This window comes from Salinivibrio sp. IB872 (assembly GCF_001995345.1).
GTDB lineage: Bacteria > Pseudomonadota > Gammaproteobacteria > Enterobacterales > Vibrionaceae > Salinivibrio > Salinivibrio proteolyticus.
Window position 1 is genome coordinate 25,610 of the sequence record NZ_MUFO01000028.1, and the last position, 17,078, is coordinate 42,687.

At 49.0% G+C, this 17,078-nt stretch carries 10 protein-coding genes and 1 pseudogene; 5 read left to right on the forward strand and 6 right to left on the reverse strand.

Translation table 11 applies throughout. The features are described 5' to 3' along the window. Nucleotides 1-144: 144 nt before the first annotated feature. From BZJ18_RS11890 to BZJ18_RS11905, 4 genes are all read right to left on the reverse strand, one after another. Nucleotides 145-2,463, reverse strand: coding sequence for a zinc/cadmium/mercury/lead-transporting ATPase (locus BZJ18_RS11890; RefSeq protein WP_077456989.1), 2,319 nt, complete (start codon nt 2,461-2,463; stop codon nt 145-147). A 203-nt stretch (nt 2,464-2,666) separates the two neighbouring features. After that, entirely contained in the window at nt 2,667-3,893 is a 1,227-nt protein-coding gene (gltS, locus tag BZJ18_RS11895; RefSeq protein ID WP_077456991.1) for a sodium/glutamate symporter, read from the reverse strand. A gap of 324 nt (nt 3,894-4,217) precedes the next feature. Beyond that, nucleotides 4,218-5,636, reverse strand: a complete 1,419-nt coding sequence (locus tag BZJ18_RS11900) for an MATE family efflux transporter (protein WP_241824957.1) — start codon at nt 5,634-5,636, stop codon at nt 4,218-4,220. Between the two features lie 154 nt (nt 5,637-5,790). Then, nucleotides 5,791-6,207, reverse strand: coding sequence for a CBS domain-containing protein (locus tag BZJ18_RS11905; RefSeq protein ID WP_069588315.1), 417 nt, complete (start codon nt 6,205-6,207; stop codon nt 5,791-5,793). A 383-nt stretch (nt 6,208-6,590) separates the two neighbouring features. Between BZJ18_RS11905 and BZJ18_RS11910 the strand changes: the two genes are divergently transcribed. Next, nucleotides 6,591-7,355 (forward strand): ParA family protein, encoded by a 765-nt coding sequence (locus BZJ18_RS11910; RefSeq protein ID WP_077456995.1) that lies wholly within the window; start codon nt 6,591-6,593, stop codon nt 7,353-7,355. Between the two features lie 32 nt (nt 7,356-7,387). On the opposite strand, the gene BZJ18_RS11915 is transcribed toward BZJ18_RS11910, so the two are convergent. Next, complete coding sequence (locus tag BZJ18_RS11915; protein ID WP_158011283.1) at nt 7,388-8,170, reverse strand: DUF2927 domain-containing protein; 783 nt, start codon at nt 8,168-8,170, stop codon at nt 7,388-7,390. A 250-nt stretch (nt 8,171-8,420) separates the two neighbouring features. Between BZJ18_RS11915 and BZJ18_RS11920 the strand changes: the two are divergent. From BZJ18_RS11920 to BZJ18_RS11935, 4 genes and pseudogenes are all read left to right on the forward strand, one after another. Next, nucleotides 8,421-9,905: pseudogene (locus BZJ18_RS11920) on the forward strand (M4 family metallopeptidase); the annotation flags it as partial. Nucleotides 9,906-10,102: 197 nt separating this feature from the next. Further along, nucleotides 10,103-11,902 (forward strand): Na/Pi cotransporter family protein, encoded by a 1,800-nt coding sequence (locus tag BZJ18_RS11925; RefSeq protein ID WP_241824958.1) that lies wholly within the window; start codon nt 10,103-10,105, stop codon nt 11,900-11,902. Between the two features lie 124 nt (nt 11,903-12,026). After that, nucleotides 12,027-14,480 carry a M9 family metallopeptidase gene (locus BZJ18_RS11930; RefSeq protein ID WP_077457001.1) on the forward strand — a complete coding sequence of 818 codons (2,454 nt, stop codon included), beginning with the start codon at nt 12,027-12,029 and terminating at the stop codon, nt 14,478-14,480. 181 nt (nt 14,481-14,661) lie between these two features. Beyond that, nucleotides 14,662-15,237, forward strand: coding sequence for a sugar O-acetyltransferase (locus tag BZJ18_RS11935; protein WP_077457003.1), 576 nt, complete (start codon nt 14,662-14,664; stop codon nt 15,235-15,237). A 56-nt stretch (nt 15,238-15,293) separates the two neighbouring features. Here BZJ18_RS11935 and BZJ18_RS11940 read toward each other — a convergent pair whose 3' ends face one another. Further along, complete coding sequence (locus BZJ18_RS11940; protein WP_077457005.1) at nt 15,294-16,802, reverse strand: aerolysin family beta-barrel pore-forming toxin; 1,509 nt, start codon at nt 16,800-16,802, stop codon at nt 15,294-15,296. Nucleotides 16,803-17,078: the final 276 nt, after the last annotated feature.

Consider the following 17,078-nt stretch of genomic DNA (forward strand, 5'->3'; position numbering starts at 1 on the left):
AAGTTGTTATGCGTCTAGGATACCCAATTCTTCGGGTATTTATGTGACTTTTATCGACCTATTACACTGTCAATTCTTACAGATTTCAGAATTTAGAGATCGCTATCACTTTATGACGGCGTATGCAGACAAGTGCTGTCAGCTTTATTGGCGCTTGTCTCGCAACAGCCGTAATGCATTCAACGTGACCAGTGCCGTCGCGCCACTGTCCGCTAACACCGCCACCCAAAGCCCGGTGATCCCCAAGACACTCGTGACCAGAAAGACACCTTTTAGCCCTAACGCAATGGTAATATTTTGACGGACGTTCGCTTGCGTTGCGCGCGCCAGCTGTAAAATTCCGGGCAATTCAGTCAAACGGTTATGACTTAACGCCGCGTCGGCCGTTTCAAGCGCAACATCCGTACCACTGCCCATCGCTACGCCTAATTGCGCCGCTTTCATCGCCGGTGCGTCATTAATACCATCTCCCACCATAGCAACACGATAGTGTTTCGCTAAGGCTTCAACAGCATGAACTTTATCTTCCGGCAATAAGCCTGCGCGAAAGTCGATACCCAACTCTCCTGCAATCTCTGCTGCTGCAGCCGGATTATCACCGGTTAGCATCACCGGATGAATGCCCAAATCACGTAATTGGTTAACGGCTTGCTTGGCATCGCCCCGCAAGGTATCACGCCAGCCAATTAGTCCGTACGGCGCGCCCTCAACCATGACGACCGCCACCGTGACACCTCGCTGTGCAATCTCTCCGGCTTGGTGTCGCTGATTCGGTGTCAACATATCATCCGTCAGTCGATCGAGTGCAATTAAGCGAATCCGGCACCCATCGACATCCCCTTTCACACCCTGTCCCGCCTGCGCTTGAATATTACGTGCCTCTGGCACTTCAATGCCTCGCTCGGCGGTATAAAGCACCAAGGATTTGGCCAGTGGGTGATGACTGCCTCGCTCGATTGCCGTGGCATATTTAAGTAAATCCTTCTCGTCACCTTGCCATGTCAGCACATCAGTCACAGTCGGTTTACCCTCAGTGAGCGTGCCCGTTTTATCAAAAGTCACCGCATTGACACTGGCGAGCATTTCTAACGCCGCACCGCCTTTAATCAGCGCGCCTCGACGCGCTGCCGTCGCCAGACCTGATGTGATCGCTGCTGGCGTTGAAATCACCAATGCACACGGACAGGCAATCAATAGCAAAGCAAGGCCTCGATACAACCACTCTTGCCAACTGGCGGCAAAAAACAACGGCGGGACCACAACGACTAATGCGGCAAGCRCAATCATGGTCGGCGTATACCAACGGCTAAATTTATCGATAAACCGCTCAATCGGTGCTTTTTTCGACTCAGCCTGTTCGATTAAACGTAAAATTCGGTCAATCGCATTTTCGCCTTGTGCAGATGTCACGGTAAGCTGGACCGTTTTATCGGTCGCAAGGCTGCCTGCCATCACAGCATCACCGACCTCAATATCAACCGGGATGGGCTCTCCCGTCAGGGCGCTTTGATCAAAGCTTGCCATTGCCCCCATCAACTGGCCATCTGCAGGCAAACGCTCGCCAGCGCTAATTTCAATCACATCCCCTGGTTGCAGTGCGCTCGCCGCCACGGTTTCACGCTCACCAGATGCATGAACGCGAGTCACTGTCTCAGGAACCAAGGCCATCAGTGACTGAATACCATCTCGTGCCCGTGAGGCAGCATAACCTTCCAGTCTTTCACCAATCAGGAACAGTACCAGCACCATCGCGGCCTCGGTGGTCTCACCCAAGTACAAGGCCCCGAGTGCGGCGATGCTCATCAGTGTTTCAATAGAAAAAGGTGATCCGCTTTTGACCAGTCGGATCGCTTTGCCCACGATTGGCGCCAGTCCCACTAAGGTCGCCAAAGTAAACAGCGCCCCCGATAAAGTCTCAGACCAATAGTGGAGTCCCCACGCCACCATCATGACCGCAATTAGCCCGAATAACAGCGCATCTTGCCGCCACTTTTTCCATCCGGTTACCTCAGGTTGTGTTTGGTTGAGAGCGACGAGAGGAAAGCCCGCTTTTTGGGCGGCTTGTTCAACAGCACGTTCGGTAGAAGCCTGTGCATCGGCCGTATAAGTAACACGCAGTTTCTCCGTTGCAAACATCACCTGTGCTTGCGCTACGCCTGACGTTGCCAGAATGGCTTTTTCGAGTTTCGCGGCACAGCTCGGACAATCCATACCGGTCACGCCCCACTCGTGCGCATTCACTGAATCGATTGATGCGCGCTCAGAAGAGGTGTCTGCACGTTGTCGCTGAGCATGCGCGTGGCAATGCCCATCCGGGTCGTCATCGCCGGCGTTACCCTCGCCCTCCGCATGACTGCTACAGCAGCCGCTGTCTTGCGCACATTGTGTGGTTTCAAGCGCAGAGGTAGTCGGGTTTTGATGATGGGGTTGATGACAATGGTGCGATCCACAGTGTTTACACATAGTCGGCTCCTTATGGGCGGTATATCGAACGTTTATACCTACTATAAGGGTTGGAGCCCACTCCAGAGTCAAGCGATGATCGAAACTCATCGTATTTGTCTTACGTTGTGGGTCGGGGAAAGTGCTTGGATAAAGGGAAAGCGCTGTGATGCGGGGAAAGAAAGCGAAAAGTGCGCTCAGTGATTAGCACTGAGCGCGTTCGCTTACTGAATAATAAAAATGTAGCCCTGCAGAATGATAAGATTCACAATATCGATGAAGAAAGCACCGACAATGGGCACCACCATAAAGGCTTGAGGTGCCGGGCCAAAACGATTAACAATCGATCCCATATTCATCACGGCTGTCGGCGTGGCACCTAGTCCAAAGCCACAATGGCCACCGGCAATAACTGCCCCTGTGTAGTTACTTCCCATCAACTTAAATGTCACGTAATAGCTAAAGACACCGATTACGATCGACTGAATGGTCAGAATAATCAAGAAAGGGACTGCCAGATCGAGAATATTCCAAAGCTTCAATGTCATCAGCGCCATGGCAAGGAATAGTGACAATGACACTGTCCCAACCATATCAACCGTTTCTGATTCCAGCTTTCTAAATTTAAAGATCTCAAGGATATTGGTAACAATCACACCCAAAAACAAGGCATATACAAAGTCTGGGATCATTAACCACTGAATATTAAAGCTATTAACCCATTCCGATAAGTAACGCGCGCCCGTAATACAAAGCAATAAGATGAATAAGACTTCGATCACTTTCTTCGCGGTTACTTTGTCTTCTTCATTTTCGTTATAGGTCACCAACTCAGGATATTTCTGATGTGTCGTCGTGCCACGACCATATTCTGATTCTAATTGGTGCTTATTAATCAAGCGTTGAGCAACCGGGCTACCGATAATGCCTCCGATCACCAAACCGAGTGTGGCGGAGGCCATTGCAATCTCGAGCGTGCTCTGGATACCGTATTCATCGGTCAATATCTGTGCCCATGCCGCGCCTGTGCCATGCCCACCAGACAAGGTAATGGAGCCAGCCACAAGGCCCATCAGTGGATCCAAGCCAAGCATCGATGCAAAGCTCACCCCAATCGCATTCTGAATAATAATGTAGAAAGAAGCGATAGCGAGGAACCAAAATACTTTTAACCCACCTTTCACCAATTGTTTATAATTAGCCGCTAAACCCACAGTGGCAAAAAACATTAGCATAAAGGTGCTTTTTAACGGCAAGTCAAATTTAAAATCTATACCGTTTGAATGCAGCACTGAAATAACACAGGCAATAATTAATCCGCCGACAATAGGTTCGGGGATATTAAATTTACGTAATGCAGGAATTTTTGAATTAACAAAATGGCCTAGAAAAAGCACACCAATGGCGATCAAAAATGACTCTAGTGCACCAATAGAATTGAGTTGATACATATAACCTCTTTGTTTCTCTCATCACATCCTCCCTGATAATCCAATTTGACCTTTGTCTTTTACCTCATGTTATTCACGTTGAAGTCAATGCTGGCTTCCACATCCCAACGACATCTCAGCATCCTGCTTATCGTTTTTAGTTGTTTGACACTGCGAGTATCGCCAACAGTTGCTTGACGCCTCGGTATGTCTGATTCGCGGCACAATAGCAGAAATCTGTGATTTTGGCACCAAGTATCGAACTTTATGCGTCAATATCGCTGCTAATCATTGAATTAGAGAGGTTATTTACCTCAAAGCCAGTGAGTAATGTTGTCGACATTTTCAGCAAAAATCGCCTACATTCGCATCTGTTGGCGACAAATGACGGAGGCGGCGTCGCAGATCGATCGCTAACCATGCTACCACAGGTATTGCCAATGCCAAATTAGAGGCCGGATAGGCCAGCCAAACCCCATCCAATTGCCAATATGACGCAAAGAGAAACAAAAACGGGAGTTGCAGTACGATATTACCGATACTGATCATTAGCGCGGTTCGCCCGTGATGAATGGCTTGAAAGTACGCGGCGGCAACGACAATAAAGCCATCGAGAAACAGAAGGATCAGGTGCAACCGTAGCCCATTGACTGTGCTATCCAGTAAGGCCGGATTGCCGCTGCCAACAAATACGCGTGCCAAGGTGTTGGGTAAGCCATTGATCACTGCCACAAAGGCAACGCCCGTCACTAAGACACAAGACAACGCCATCAATAAGCACCGCTTTATCCAGTGTGGCTGACTGGCACCCGCATAAAAGCTCACTAAAGGTTGCATCCCATTGGCTACCCCTTCGGCTAGCAAATAGTACACAATCACCACATAGCCGATCACGGCATACGCCCCTACCGCCAGTTTTCCGCCGTGCAGCATTAAAAGGTGATTGTGCACCGCCACCATCACAGCGCTATAACCGTACATAATCCAACTCGCCGCACCGATTGCACAGATATGCCGTGTGATTGACCAAGCCTGTGACCATGACGGCCAAATAACTTGCAACCGACTGCGCCGAGAAAAAAAGTAGCTGACGCCTACCAGCGTTACCGCCGCTTGCGCTAACGCTGTGGCAATGGCAGCGCCGGTTAATGCCCACTCAAGCCAGACGATAAACACCAGATCAAAACCAATATTGAGCAGCGCGCCTAACATCATCAATCGCGTCGCCAAGCCGGGTTGATCGTCGTTACGCAGTAAAATAGGCACCGCCATCGAACCGAGGGTAAACATATTGGCCCAAACCAGTACATCTAAGTATTGCACCGCAAAAGCCAGCGGCACCTGCTCTGCGCCTTGAAGTGCTAGTAGATATTGGCCCCATGCGACCAGTGCGAGGCTTAAAAAAACACTGAGAAGTAGCACTAATCCGATCGCGACCGCGAGCGTGTGATGCCCTGAGGGATCATGCCCTTTTCCGCGCGCAGCACTTATTTTCGCCCCAGCGCCAACACCAATCATCAGACCAATCCCTAACATGCCTGCGATCAATGGCCAAATCAGGTTAATGCCTGCCAAGCCATCAGCCCCCATGACATGACCGATAAAGATGCCATCAATGACTTGATAAAGACCATTAACCAACATAGCGGCCACGGTAGGTAACGTATAGCGCCAGAACTGGCGTGACAGTGAATGAAGTTGTGCAGGCATTAATGGGCAGTGTGTCAGGGTATGATGATGAGTATCATACCCAATCGACGCCATAGTGCTGGTTTGGGATCAGCACAGTTTGGGATAGCGCACGTGTGAGTGATATTGATAAGTTACATCGTTTCCTCGTACGCGAAAGCACGCAAAGATAAACGCCTTAGCCGCTTCTCCCCTCAAAGAAGCGGCATAAGACGCTTGAGTCTTTCATTTAGACGGGATGCGTGAGGCACTCTCCCATTTGAGTGCTGATCGCACGGAGCACGTCTCGCCGAGTAATAATCCCCACCAATTTACCGTCATCAACCACTGGATACAGCTTAGGCTTGGTGGGCATCATCATTTCGGCCAGCTTAATGATACTGTCTTCTGATTGCACCGCGAGTGCATTCGGCGTCATACAATCAGACACAGAGTGGGAGTCTTGACAGTGATAGCTGTCTCTTAGCAATTGCTGCAGCATATCTTGCTCGGAAATAAATCCCACTAGACGCTTGTTGGCATCAATCACGGGTCCACCAGTTTGTTGGCTCCGCAGTAATTTTTCCAGCGCACTGGATAGCGGCATATCTGGCGAGAATGTCACCGGCCGCTTGTTCATATAATCTTTGACTTTGATCGACTCCATGTCGCCCCCTCTTCAATGCTTAACTCACGCCATATGCCTGCTAACCACGTCATATCAAAATGTGTATGCCGCGTAGCGTGGCTATGGTTGTCCCGTCCTTTAAGTGTTGTCTAAGTTGGCGAAATGTCTAAATCACTTTGAACAATTTGTGTGATTGGACAAAGCAATGATGTGGCGTGATTGCTTTATACCGGCTTCACACGCCTCTCAGCCTCACTTGCAACAAGATAAGCTCGCACGCCCTTCTCTTTTTGTTTTGTCACAAATTGTTAAATAAAACAGCTAAAGAGGTAGATAGGGTTTCATCGATTTCATACCGTATCAAAACAAATGGATGATATTAAAAACGATGGCGACTCACGCATGGGGATGGGAAGAAAACGATGAAAATTATTGCGGTTTACAGTAACAAAGGTGGTGTGGGAAAAACGGCGACGTCGGTGAATATGGCGCATTTGATGGCAGAAAGCGGCTATCGCGTCTTGCTTTGCGATCTCGACCAGCAAGGCGCGTCATCGTTTTACTTTAAGCTCAAACCATCCAAGCATTTAGGACAAGACAGCTTCTTTACCCGAGATAAAAAGTTTAAAAAGTCCATTCAACCCAGTCACTACCCCAACCTTGATGTGGTGCCAGCGCACCATGACTTTAAAGACTTCGATATTTTTCTAGCTTCACAGAAAGGCGGGTCAAAAAGTCTCTTCAAACGTCGATTTAAAGCCGTCAAGGATGACTACGATATCGTGATACTCGATTGCCCACCCACTCTATCCGCGCTGTCTGATTCCGTTTTCCGCCATTGTGATGAACTGCTGACCCCCGTGATCCCGACGACGCTTTCTGAACGCACGCTTGAGCAGCTTTATCAATATTTTATCGCCCATGATTTTGATGTAGCACGTATTCACCCCTTTTTCTCGATGGTGCAGAAAACAAAGCGCTTACACGTCGACACCATGCATCGGATGCAGAAACAATACCCTGCTATGTTAGATGCCCATGTGCCCTTTAGTAGCGATGTGGAAAAAATGGGCGTGACCTGCGCACCTGTCACCGATATCGGCAAAGGAACCGCTGCGGCCATGTATTATCGTCGATTATGGCGGGAGTTCGCAGCGCGGGTGCTTTCCGATCAACACGCTGCATAGGCGGCGCGCCTAAGCGCGTAACCATTCGCGCATTACCAACCCAACAAGCGGTACAACTCGCCCGTTCTTACCGCGCGATGAGCCTGCGCAATGGTGCCGTCGCGCGCCCACGACTCAATCACCGGCGCAATGATTGGCTCCACCTGATGCCAATTTTGCCCGGCTTGTATGTCTGGCAAGTATAAAAGTCGCAGTAATAAGCCGTCTAACCCCGTTAATAGTTGTTCCGGAGTGCGATCATTAAAAATGGAAGGAAACACGTTATCGTCGTCATTGGGCAGTCCCATGATCTGGGTTAGCTCTTCAACCACACAGGCGACTAACTTACCTTTTGATCTTGCCAAATCAACTGGGATCACGACCGCGGCACGCCTTATCCAGCCGTTTTTATCAACGGCAAAATTAGCCGCACAGACCGCTTTGCGTAATGGGGTGACATCGTTGGTTTTAAAGTATTGCCGCGCATCGTCTAAAAAGCGTTGGTGGTTGGTAAAGACAATGGTCAGATTAGCGGCTTTGGGGTGTGAAGCCGGTATAAAGTTTATCCCCGTCAAGCTTTGCAAATGGTCAAGGTGGTAGCGGACGAGTTTATCGTGAAGCTCGCTGTCGCTGACGACATGCGACACGGTATAGCGCACGGATTCTCTCCACTTACGAACACCATGCTCGCCTTCTACATATTCACTTTTCAACGCAATGCGATAAAACGCATCTTGAATATAACTCGGTTGCTGCCAAGGTTGCCCAACAGCAAGCGTACTGAACGAGACCAGCCACACCACGATAAGCCCGATACTAACTCGACCCTTAAACAACAACGCTCACTACCTCAACCCCGCGCTTTCGATGCCTGTTTAGCGTAGCACACCAGTTGATAAACAACTGGTTGAATCGCGTGCTGTCTGTTTTTTCTTACCATATCTGTTGAACATGGAATAGGGATACCACTTTTCTGAACGCTTTTTGAACAAAGTCCGCATTATCACCGCTCAAAAACCCGCTTGAGACGCACACGATGGATAGTAACCAAGGATTTTTAACTCGTTGTAGTATGAAGAGGACACTATGCGTAAAACACTACTCGCTTTAACCCTTCCATTAGCGATACCTGCTCAGGCTGCTAATGTGGTCGACGCCTCCAGTTTAGATTTGAGCGCGGCATTAAACAATGATCAACCACGCGCGATGGTGGCCTCATCGCCAGCATTAAGCTTTCGTGAAAAGTCACGCCTACAAGTGGGTGACAAAACCTTAGTACGCAAGCAGCAGCTACATCATGGTGTGCCTGTTTACGGTTATTCGGTGGTTGAAAATACCGCCGCACGCGGCTTTTCGTCAAGCGTTAAAGGTGACGTTGTCACTGATATCGAACAAGATATCGGTGGCACACTCCCCATGATTAACCAACAGCAGGCCATTGCGATTGCTCAAGGTCAAACGAGCCAAGGTAATCGTCATTTTCATCAAGCGGATGCAAACACAGAGCTTTTGGTTTGGCTGGATAAACAACAAACAGCGCGCCTGGTCTACAAAGTCGACTACCTCGCCAGCGACAATGGTCACCCGTCGCGTCCGATCAAAATTATTGATGCGAAGTCTGGCGATATTCTCGACAGCTGGGACGGCATCGCGCACCTAGAGGCGGATGTGGCGGGTGGCCCAGGAGGGAACAAAAAAAGTGGTCGGTTTCACTTTGCCCCGAACACGCAATTCGGTGGATTCCCGGTAACGGTGGGCAGTCGCTGCAAAATGGACAGCCCCGATGTGCAAACCATTAATATGAATAACCGCGACTGGGGCGGACACGTTCATCAATTTAATTGCCCTCAAAATATTTATCACGCAGTCAACGGCGCCTATGCCCCGATGAATGATGCGCAGTACTTTGGTCAGCAAGTTTTCAACATGTATCGAGATTGGTTAGGTGTTCGCCCTATTCACCAAAAGCTTATCATGCGTGTTCATTATGGTGAGAACCTGGGCAATGCATTCTGGGACGGACAACAAACGATCTTTGGTGACGGTAATGACAGCATGTATCCGCTTGCTACTTGGGATGTTATTGCCCATGAGGTCAGCCACGGTTTTACTGAACAAAATTCAGGGCTCGAATATCGCGACATGTCTGGTGGCATAAATGAAGCCTTTTCAGATATGGCTGCCGCGGCACTCGGCCAGTATGTATTCGGCGACTATAACTGGAAATTTGGTGAAGACGTGATGAAGCATAGCGAAGCCATTCGTTATTTCATTAACCCCGGTAAAGACGGTTACTCTATTGGTCACATTGCCAATTACTATCAGGGCATGGATGTCCACAATAGCTCGGGGATTTTCAACAAAGCCTTTTATCATTTGGCCACCAGCGAGCAGTGGAATATCAAAAAGGCCTTCCGCGCATTTGCCACCGCTAACCAACTTTACTGGCAACCTAACTCGAGCTTCAAACAAGGTGCCGATGGGGTTTGCGAAGCCGCTAAAGCGCTAAACTATTCAGCCGGCGCTGTCAGCCTAGCCTTTGCTCAAGTTGGCATCCAAACCCAAAGCTGCCAAGGTTAATATCGCTGTCTTGTGATTTGCGGCTAGCCACGGCTGGCCGCTTTTTTATGAGAGTTTCGCACACCATTTCCTCACGACTGTGATCACACCACGATTCTGCCCTCTCCCTAAAAGTGACATTCGCATTACTGCTTCTTTACATCTATGTTAATGATTATTGGTGATAATCAGATAATTGGGCAGATTGAATGCATCTGACGATTTTTTCTAACATATTTCGCGTCAAGCTTGTGGCGCTGCTGTTCTTATTCTGTTCCCCACTCGTTTGGGCCGCGCAAGGCAATGCTGAGAACATTCAGTATCCTAGCATGATCATGGGACTACTCGGTGGGCTGGCGCTGTTTCTCTATGGTATGGACAAGATGTCTAATGCCCTCAAAAGCGCCGCCGGTAGCCGCTTAAAAACCTTGCTCGCCAAACTGACCACCAACCGCGTGGCTGGGGTGCTCACGGGCGCCGGCATTACTGCCACCATTCAATCGTCTTCCGTCACCACCGTATTATTGATAGGTTTTATCTCAGCAGGCCTGATGTCACTTGCCCAAGCGACCGGAGTCATTATGGGTGCCAATATTGGTACCACGGTGACCGCGCAAATTGTTGCCTTTAAGATCACCAAAGCAGCATACGTAATGGTCGCTGCGGGCTTTCTCACCCAATTTATCGCCAAAGCCGACCAAACCAAACACTACGGCAATATGCTGTTCGGCTTAGGTCTGATTTTTCTGGGTATGAACGTGATGAGCGATGCCATGTCACCGCTGCGCGATTATCAGCCCTTTATCGACGCGATGGCGACCATGGATAACCCTCTGCTCGCGATCTTACTCGCAGCGCTGTTCACCGCATTAGTTCAGTCGTCTTCAGCAACAACCGGGATCGTGATTGTCCTTGCCGGACAAGGTTTTATTTCACTGGAAAGTGGTATCGCCCTTGCGATGGGCGCCAATATTGGTACCTGTGTGACAGCACTTCTCGCCGCTATCGGAAAATCCCGAGAAGCCAAACAAACCGCCAGTGTTCATATTCTCTTTAACATTATTGGCGTATTCATTTGGTTGCCAATGATCAGCACGCTCAGTGATTGGAGTGTCGCGCTTTCGCCGATTCACCCTGATTTAACCGACGTTGAACGATTAGGAGCTGAGCTCCCGCGCCAAATCGCGAATGCGAATACGTTATTTAACGTCGTGAATACGCTTATTATGCTGCCATTCGTGGGAGGATTTGTTTGGCTCGCGAAAAAAATCATACCAAAAACGCCTAAACCAACGATCAGCGAACGGCCGATTGTCGCACCGAAATACTTATCTAAAGAACTATTGATGACGCCAGACATTGCCATGGACCAGGCACAGCTTGAGATAGGTCGCGTTGGGCGTAGAGTTTGTAACATGATGAATGCCCTACCGCCTCTAACATCAAAACTGGCCACGCAGCAAGAACAAAGCGCTGCCGTGGAGGCGCTGGGGAAAATAGAGACTCTAGAACAACAAGTAGATATTCTACATGGGCATATTTTGTTTTACTTAGGGCGACTGCGTAAAGAGCCACTTTCACAGGTACAAAGTGATCGTCAAATCATGCTGATCAGTGTGACCGACCAACTCGAAAGCATTGCTGATCTGATTGAAGACACCTTAGTTCCCATCATGGATAAATCACTTCATGCGGAGATTAGCATCAGCCCTGAAATGCAATCAACGCTTGATGAAATCCAAGATAAGGTGACGCATGCGTTACTTGATAGCGTGAATGCGATTCGACGTGGAGATACGCAACGAGCTAAACGGGTACTAAACACCAAACGTAACCTTAACGCGCTATTGGATAAAGTACTGGCTCACCAAGCCGAGCGTTTGGTCGAGCATAACCCCAATCGCCTTCAACTGTTTAGTATTGAAATGGAGTGGACCGAATCGCTGAAACGCGTCTATACCGTGACCAAACGTATTGCCAAGTTGCACCTGCGTGAAAAAAAAACATAATGATGAATAAGTAGCTGATAAAAAGAACAAAATGGAACCAAGCCCTAATTTTTGGAGTTAACTACCAAAAAAAATCTAGAAAATCGTTATAACGGCTCCGTCTAAAAACATCTAGGAGCTTGAAATGTATACACTATTCCCTTCCCGACCTAAACCTTTATCGGCACTGATTGCCCTCGCTGCATTGAGCAGCACCAGTGCATGGGCTGATGCTCACTGTGAGATTGCCGATTTGGCAGCCAGTAACGCGCCTATCGAAGCGATTATGAGTGCTGAACGCAGTTGTTTTACCAGCTGGTATGACACCACGTCTATTCGATATAGCAACGTCTACCAAGAAGCGTTTGTAAGTAAAGTGGCACAGCGACTAGAGCAAACCGTCACGCAATATCAAGGTCAAGCAACGCAAGCACGCCAAATCGCCAACCTCACTGAATATATTCGCGCAGCTTATTACGTCCGCTTTTATGGTGACACAGACCAAGCTGATTATTCTGATAAGCTTGATAAAGCATTGGCGCATACCATCGTCCAGTTTCTACAATCCCCTTTTGCAACCGAAGATGGCCGTGCGCAAACCGATGCATTACATGGCCTGACGTTGATGGCCGATAGCATTAAGCAATTACCACAAACCTTTAACCTACAACTGCGACTGCTGGAAAACCTGAATCAAGCGCGCTTACAAGAGCGTGGCTATGTCAACGCGCTGAACAATCTATTTGTCGCCATGGCAGGTCATCAATCGCGTCAAGCCTTCTACGATGTGCTTGCAGCTGACTTGTCTTTGATCGATCGTCTCTACCAGTTTGTCATTGATAATCCTCAGTTATCACAAACTGAAAACGGTGCTTTATTGGTGTCGAATACGGTCCGCGAGATGGGCCGATTACTCATGGCACCTCAGCCAAGTATCCGTGCACGGGTTCTGACCCACTACCGTGATCTTCTGCCTCGTTTTCCTCTGGGTGGCGCCAACGATGCCGTTTGGGTTGGACTGGTTCAAATGGTCGACGCGTTTGCCCCCGATAAAATGAAGGAGTTAGGCCTCATCGATGCCAAATCGACGTTAGCCACCAAAATCGTTCCCTATCGTTATCAATGTGATGGTCCTGCCGTGATCCGCTCACAAAGCATGACACGAGCGCAGTCTAAACAAGCCTGTGAAAGCCTGCATCAAAAAGAAAACGCGTTTCATCAAAGCGTGAACTCAGGTTATCAAGCGGTCGCCGACGATCTAAACGACAGTGTTGAAGTGGTGGTATTTGATAACCCGTCGGACTACAAGACCTATTCATCGTTCTTGTTTGGAAACTCGACCGATAACGGCGGCCAGTACTTAGAGGGCGACCCAGCAAGTCCTGACAACCAAGCCCGTTTTATCGCTTACCGTAATGATAATGGCCAATCGCTTTCGATTTGGAACCTTGAACACGAGTACGTTCATTATCTTGATGGCCGCTTTAACATGTACGGCGACTTCAACGACGTGCTTCGCCACGGTCATACCGTGTGGTGGTTAGAAGGTTTTGCTGAATACATGGCCCATGGCGATGACTATGCCGACGCCATACGTTTGGGCAAAGAAGGCGGCTATTCACTCAGTGACGTATTTGCCACCACCTATCAGCACGATGTGAACCGCGTGTATCGCTGGGGATATTTGGCGGTACGCTTCTTGTTTGAAAAACACCCAGAAGCTGTTAATGCGTTGCTCGCAGCCGGACGAACTGGACAATTTGAACAATGGGCAAGCTTAGCCAAAGAGTATGGTGAACAATATGGCCCCGCATTTTCGCAATGGCTGACGACGCTGGATAGTTCAGATAGCGGCGAGCCTCCTCGTCCAGATCCTGAACCACAACCAGAGCCTGAGCCTGAGCCTGAGCACCCAGACGTTACAACCCTGTCCCTGGGACAAACCGTCACCATTAGCGGGCAGGCATACAGTGAACACCTCTATCAGATCGACCTGAGCCGTGCCGCCACTGCGCTTACCTTTAGCATCGCGGGCCAAGGCAATGCTGATCTCTACGTGGCGAAAGATCGCCAAGCGCACTATTACGATTTTGATGCCACCGAGTGGAACCAGACGAGTAATGAAACCGTGACCCTTAACGATGTAGAGCCAGGCCGCTATACCTTAAGTGTCACCGGGCGCGGTGACTTTAACGATGTCACTGTCAAAGTGAATGCTGAGGGGCAAGTAGAGCCAGAGCCCACCCCGGAGCCGCAGCCTGAAATACCGACTGGCACCGATGACTTGCGCCCGATGCAACTTAACGTCGCCAGCCCCAACAGTATTAGCGTTTATCAACGTCGTTATCTGTATGCCGATGTGCCTGAAGGCGCAACCAAAGCCCAAGTATGGGTCATGGCGGATGGTGACACCGGAAATTTGAGCGTATTCGCCGCCGAGGATTACTGGCCAACGCAAGCGCAAAATCAAGCCGTTTCAGACGTGCCGGGCAGCAACCAGTATATCGAGGTCGATTTAAATGACCAACAGCGCCTGCATTTGCTACTCGCCGGTGATGGAAGCCGAAGCCAAACCGATGTGCGTGTTTATTTTCGTTAGCGTTAAGCGTTAAGCGTTAAGCGCCACCACCGAGTGGCGCTTTTTCTTTGCTAGCCCTAGAAAGGGAAAAGAAAGAGGAAAAACGCTTAAGGAATGATTTCTGTTTTCACGCTCCCACAAACTGAGATAATGCCGTGATGACTGGCCTTGTATCACTGTTCACAAATAATAAGGAGAAACCATGACCGAATGGGAAAAGATGTGCCAAGGACTTGTGTTTGATGACAGCGATGGCTCCATTGATATCCGGCGGGACCACGCCACACGAACCTTGCAAGCATTCAACCAAAGCGTAGAGACGGCAACAAGAAAGCAACTGCTCAACACGTTATTACACACTATCGGCGAGGGTTCGGTGATCCAACCGCCGTTTTATTGTGAGTTTGGCGAAACCATCCAGGTTGGTAGTAACACCTTTATCAATATGAATGCCACTATGCTGGATGGGGCCCCGATCACGATTGGCAACCATGTGCTGATTGGCCCCAATACCCAGTTTTACACCGCAACCCACTCTCTTGATTATCGAAGCCGGCGCGCTTGGGAGACCTGGTGTAAACCGATTGTGGTCGAAGACGATGTATGGATTGGCGGTAATGTGGTGATCTGTCAAGGCGTCACCATCGGCGCACGCAGCGTCATTGCCGCCAACGCCGTGGTGAAACACGACGTGCCACCTGACAGCCTGTACGGTGGAACGCCTGCACGCTTGATAAAGATACTTAATGACAGTGGACAGACAAATTCATCAAGATAATGAAAAAGGCCGCACCTTTGATAGCGACCTGTTTACTTCAAGATGACTCTTCCCGCCTAATTCATAGGTTTGATGGTTAATTCGGCATTGTCGAAACCGAGGCTCGCAAGCCTATCGGGGTCAAAGTTAGAAAACAATTCCACCCCATTCGCTTCGCCAATCTTGGTCATTGGCGAAATAGCGCGCTTAACGCGAGAGGAAGCCGCTGTGCCAATCGGCCTCTCTTTGCCAAGATCAATGCCCCCTGCATACTGGGACTCCGCATAAAAATCACCCGATACATAGGAATAGAACGGGCGCAAGCTTTCTGCAGTTACGTTCTGCATGCTTTGTAGGCCATATTTTTCAATCGCCCAGTTCCAGTCCCACCATTTCGCTTCGCCAGGAATGTAACGGTGATGCCATTGATATGCGATATCCGCAGACGGCTCACTACCGCGTCCCATCGTAAAGGTATGGGATAAAGTAGGACGATTTTCAGGGTGCGAATGCCATGCGTTGCCGCTCCAGCGCAAGAAGCCGTCAAAAGTCACGTCATAACTAATATCGGCACCAAAGCGATACGGATAAGAAATGCTCGACCGATAAAGCTCAACGCGAATCGGAACCTCTGAATTCGCCGGAACCATTGGACGCGCTTGTAGCGTCATCGACTTACTGCTCGAGCCACCATTGCTATTGGCAAAGCTTTGATTTGCCTCAAATGCGAGAGTGAGCTTGGTGCTGCCTACCAATGGCCACTGAAATCCGTTTTCTGTTTGTACTTTTTCCGAAAACCCATAGGTGTTGGTTTTCGACCAATTGGTAGACTCAGTGACTTGTAAGTCAACGACCACTTGTTGCGGCGTATCGAGGTGGTTTCGAGCGACAGCATAAATCGTATCGACTAGCTCTTTGTCGGACTCAACCACCTCACCATGCCAGAAGTCGCTGTCATTTAGGTTGTAAGCAAAGTTATCCACTTTGATGGTGGTCTTATCACCACAGCGGTAGCCATCACACCCACCATCATTGTTGCCGCGGATCAGCCATTGATCGCCGGAACGCCAAACGTTCATGTCTTCACCGACGTAATCACCGTGGTTGCCCCCCACCCATGCGTAACCCAGATAATGCGCGAGATAACTCAGCGGTTTAACAAATTCACTGCGATTATTGACCAGCGAATATTGGATATCGAGCTCTGTGCCTGCTGGCACGCTTCGGGCGGGGTAATCAGGAATCTCGCCCTCACCTTTTATGGAATCAATGGGATAACACCATGTATATTGTGGGGTTGGAATGTCGTGTTTAATTTCACCGTGATAGCCAGGGCCCATGATCACCCAATCGCCTTCGAGTCCAGTGATTTGCCATTTCCCCATGCGTGCCATCAAAAAGTGGCGGTGGATACCCGCCTCCTCTGCCGTTAATGGCCGATAGTTATATCGGCATTGGCCATCGCCTAAGGTATCGAGCACAATTTGATCAGGATAGATTCTCGTCTGTGCCTGGGCGGCTCCCGCACTGACGAGCACTGCGATGGTGGAGAGTGTCAAGGTTGTTGTACGTGAGATTGTCGCCATTTGACGTCTTCCTTTTGTTAGGTGTTATTAGAGTCTGCCGGCCATTCGAAAGCTGACCTTGTTGACCTTTTCATAGCCAATAACGAAAACAAAATGAAAAACGATGATTTAAATTCCCTTTATATTTCATTTCTTTTGGTTGAATTCATATTTATTCTCACAAAGTAAAATGTGATATTTATTCAGGAATAAAATTCACGCAAAACACAGCAAAAAATAAATTAGAATTAAAGCTCTATTATTTGAGTAAGGATATCTATGAGAGGGAGCCTAAAT

Bases quoted from the DNA above. Each gene is read 5' to 3' on its own strand.
- gltS (WP_077456991.1), bottom strand. From the start codon at position 3,893: ATGTATCAACTCAATTCTATTGGTGCACTAGAGTCATTTTTGATCGCC.
- BZJ18_RS11900 (WP_241824957.1), bottom strand. From the start codon at position 5,636: ATGGCGTCGATTGGGTATGATACTCATCATCATACCCTGACACACTGC.
- BZJ18_RS11905 (WP_069588315.1), bottom strand. From the start codon at position 6,207: ATGGAGTCGATCAAAGTCAAAGATTATATGAACAAGCGGCCGGTGACA.
- BZJ18_RS11910 (WP_077456995.1), top strand. From the start codon at position 6,591: ATGAAAATTATTGCGGTTTACAGTAACAAAGGTGGTGTGGGAAAAACG.
- BZJ18_RS11925 (WP_241824958.1), top strand. From the start codon at position 10,103: ATGCATCTGACGATTTTTTCTAACATATTTCGCGTCAAGCTTGTGGCG.
- BZJ18_RS11930 (WP_077457001.1), top strand. From the start codon at position 12,027: ATGTATACACTATTCCCTTCCCGACCTAAACCTTTATCGGCACTGATT.
- BZJ18_RS11935 (WP_077457003.1), top strand. From the start codon at position 14,662: ATGACCGAATGGGAAAAGATGTGCCAAGGACTTGTGTTTGATGACAGC.
- BZJ18_RS11940 (WP_077457005.1), bottom strand. From the start codon at position 16,802: ATGGCGACAATCTCACGTACAACAACCTTGACACTCTCCACCATCGCA.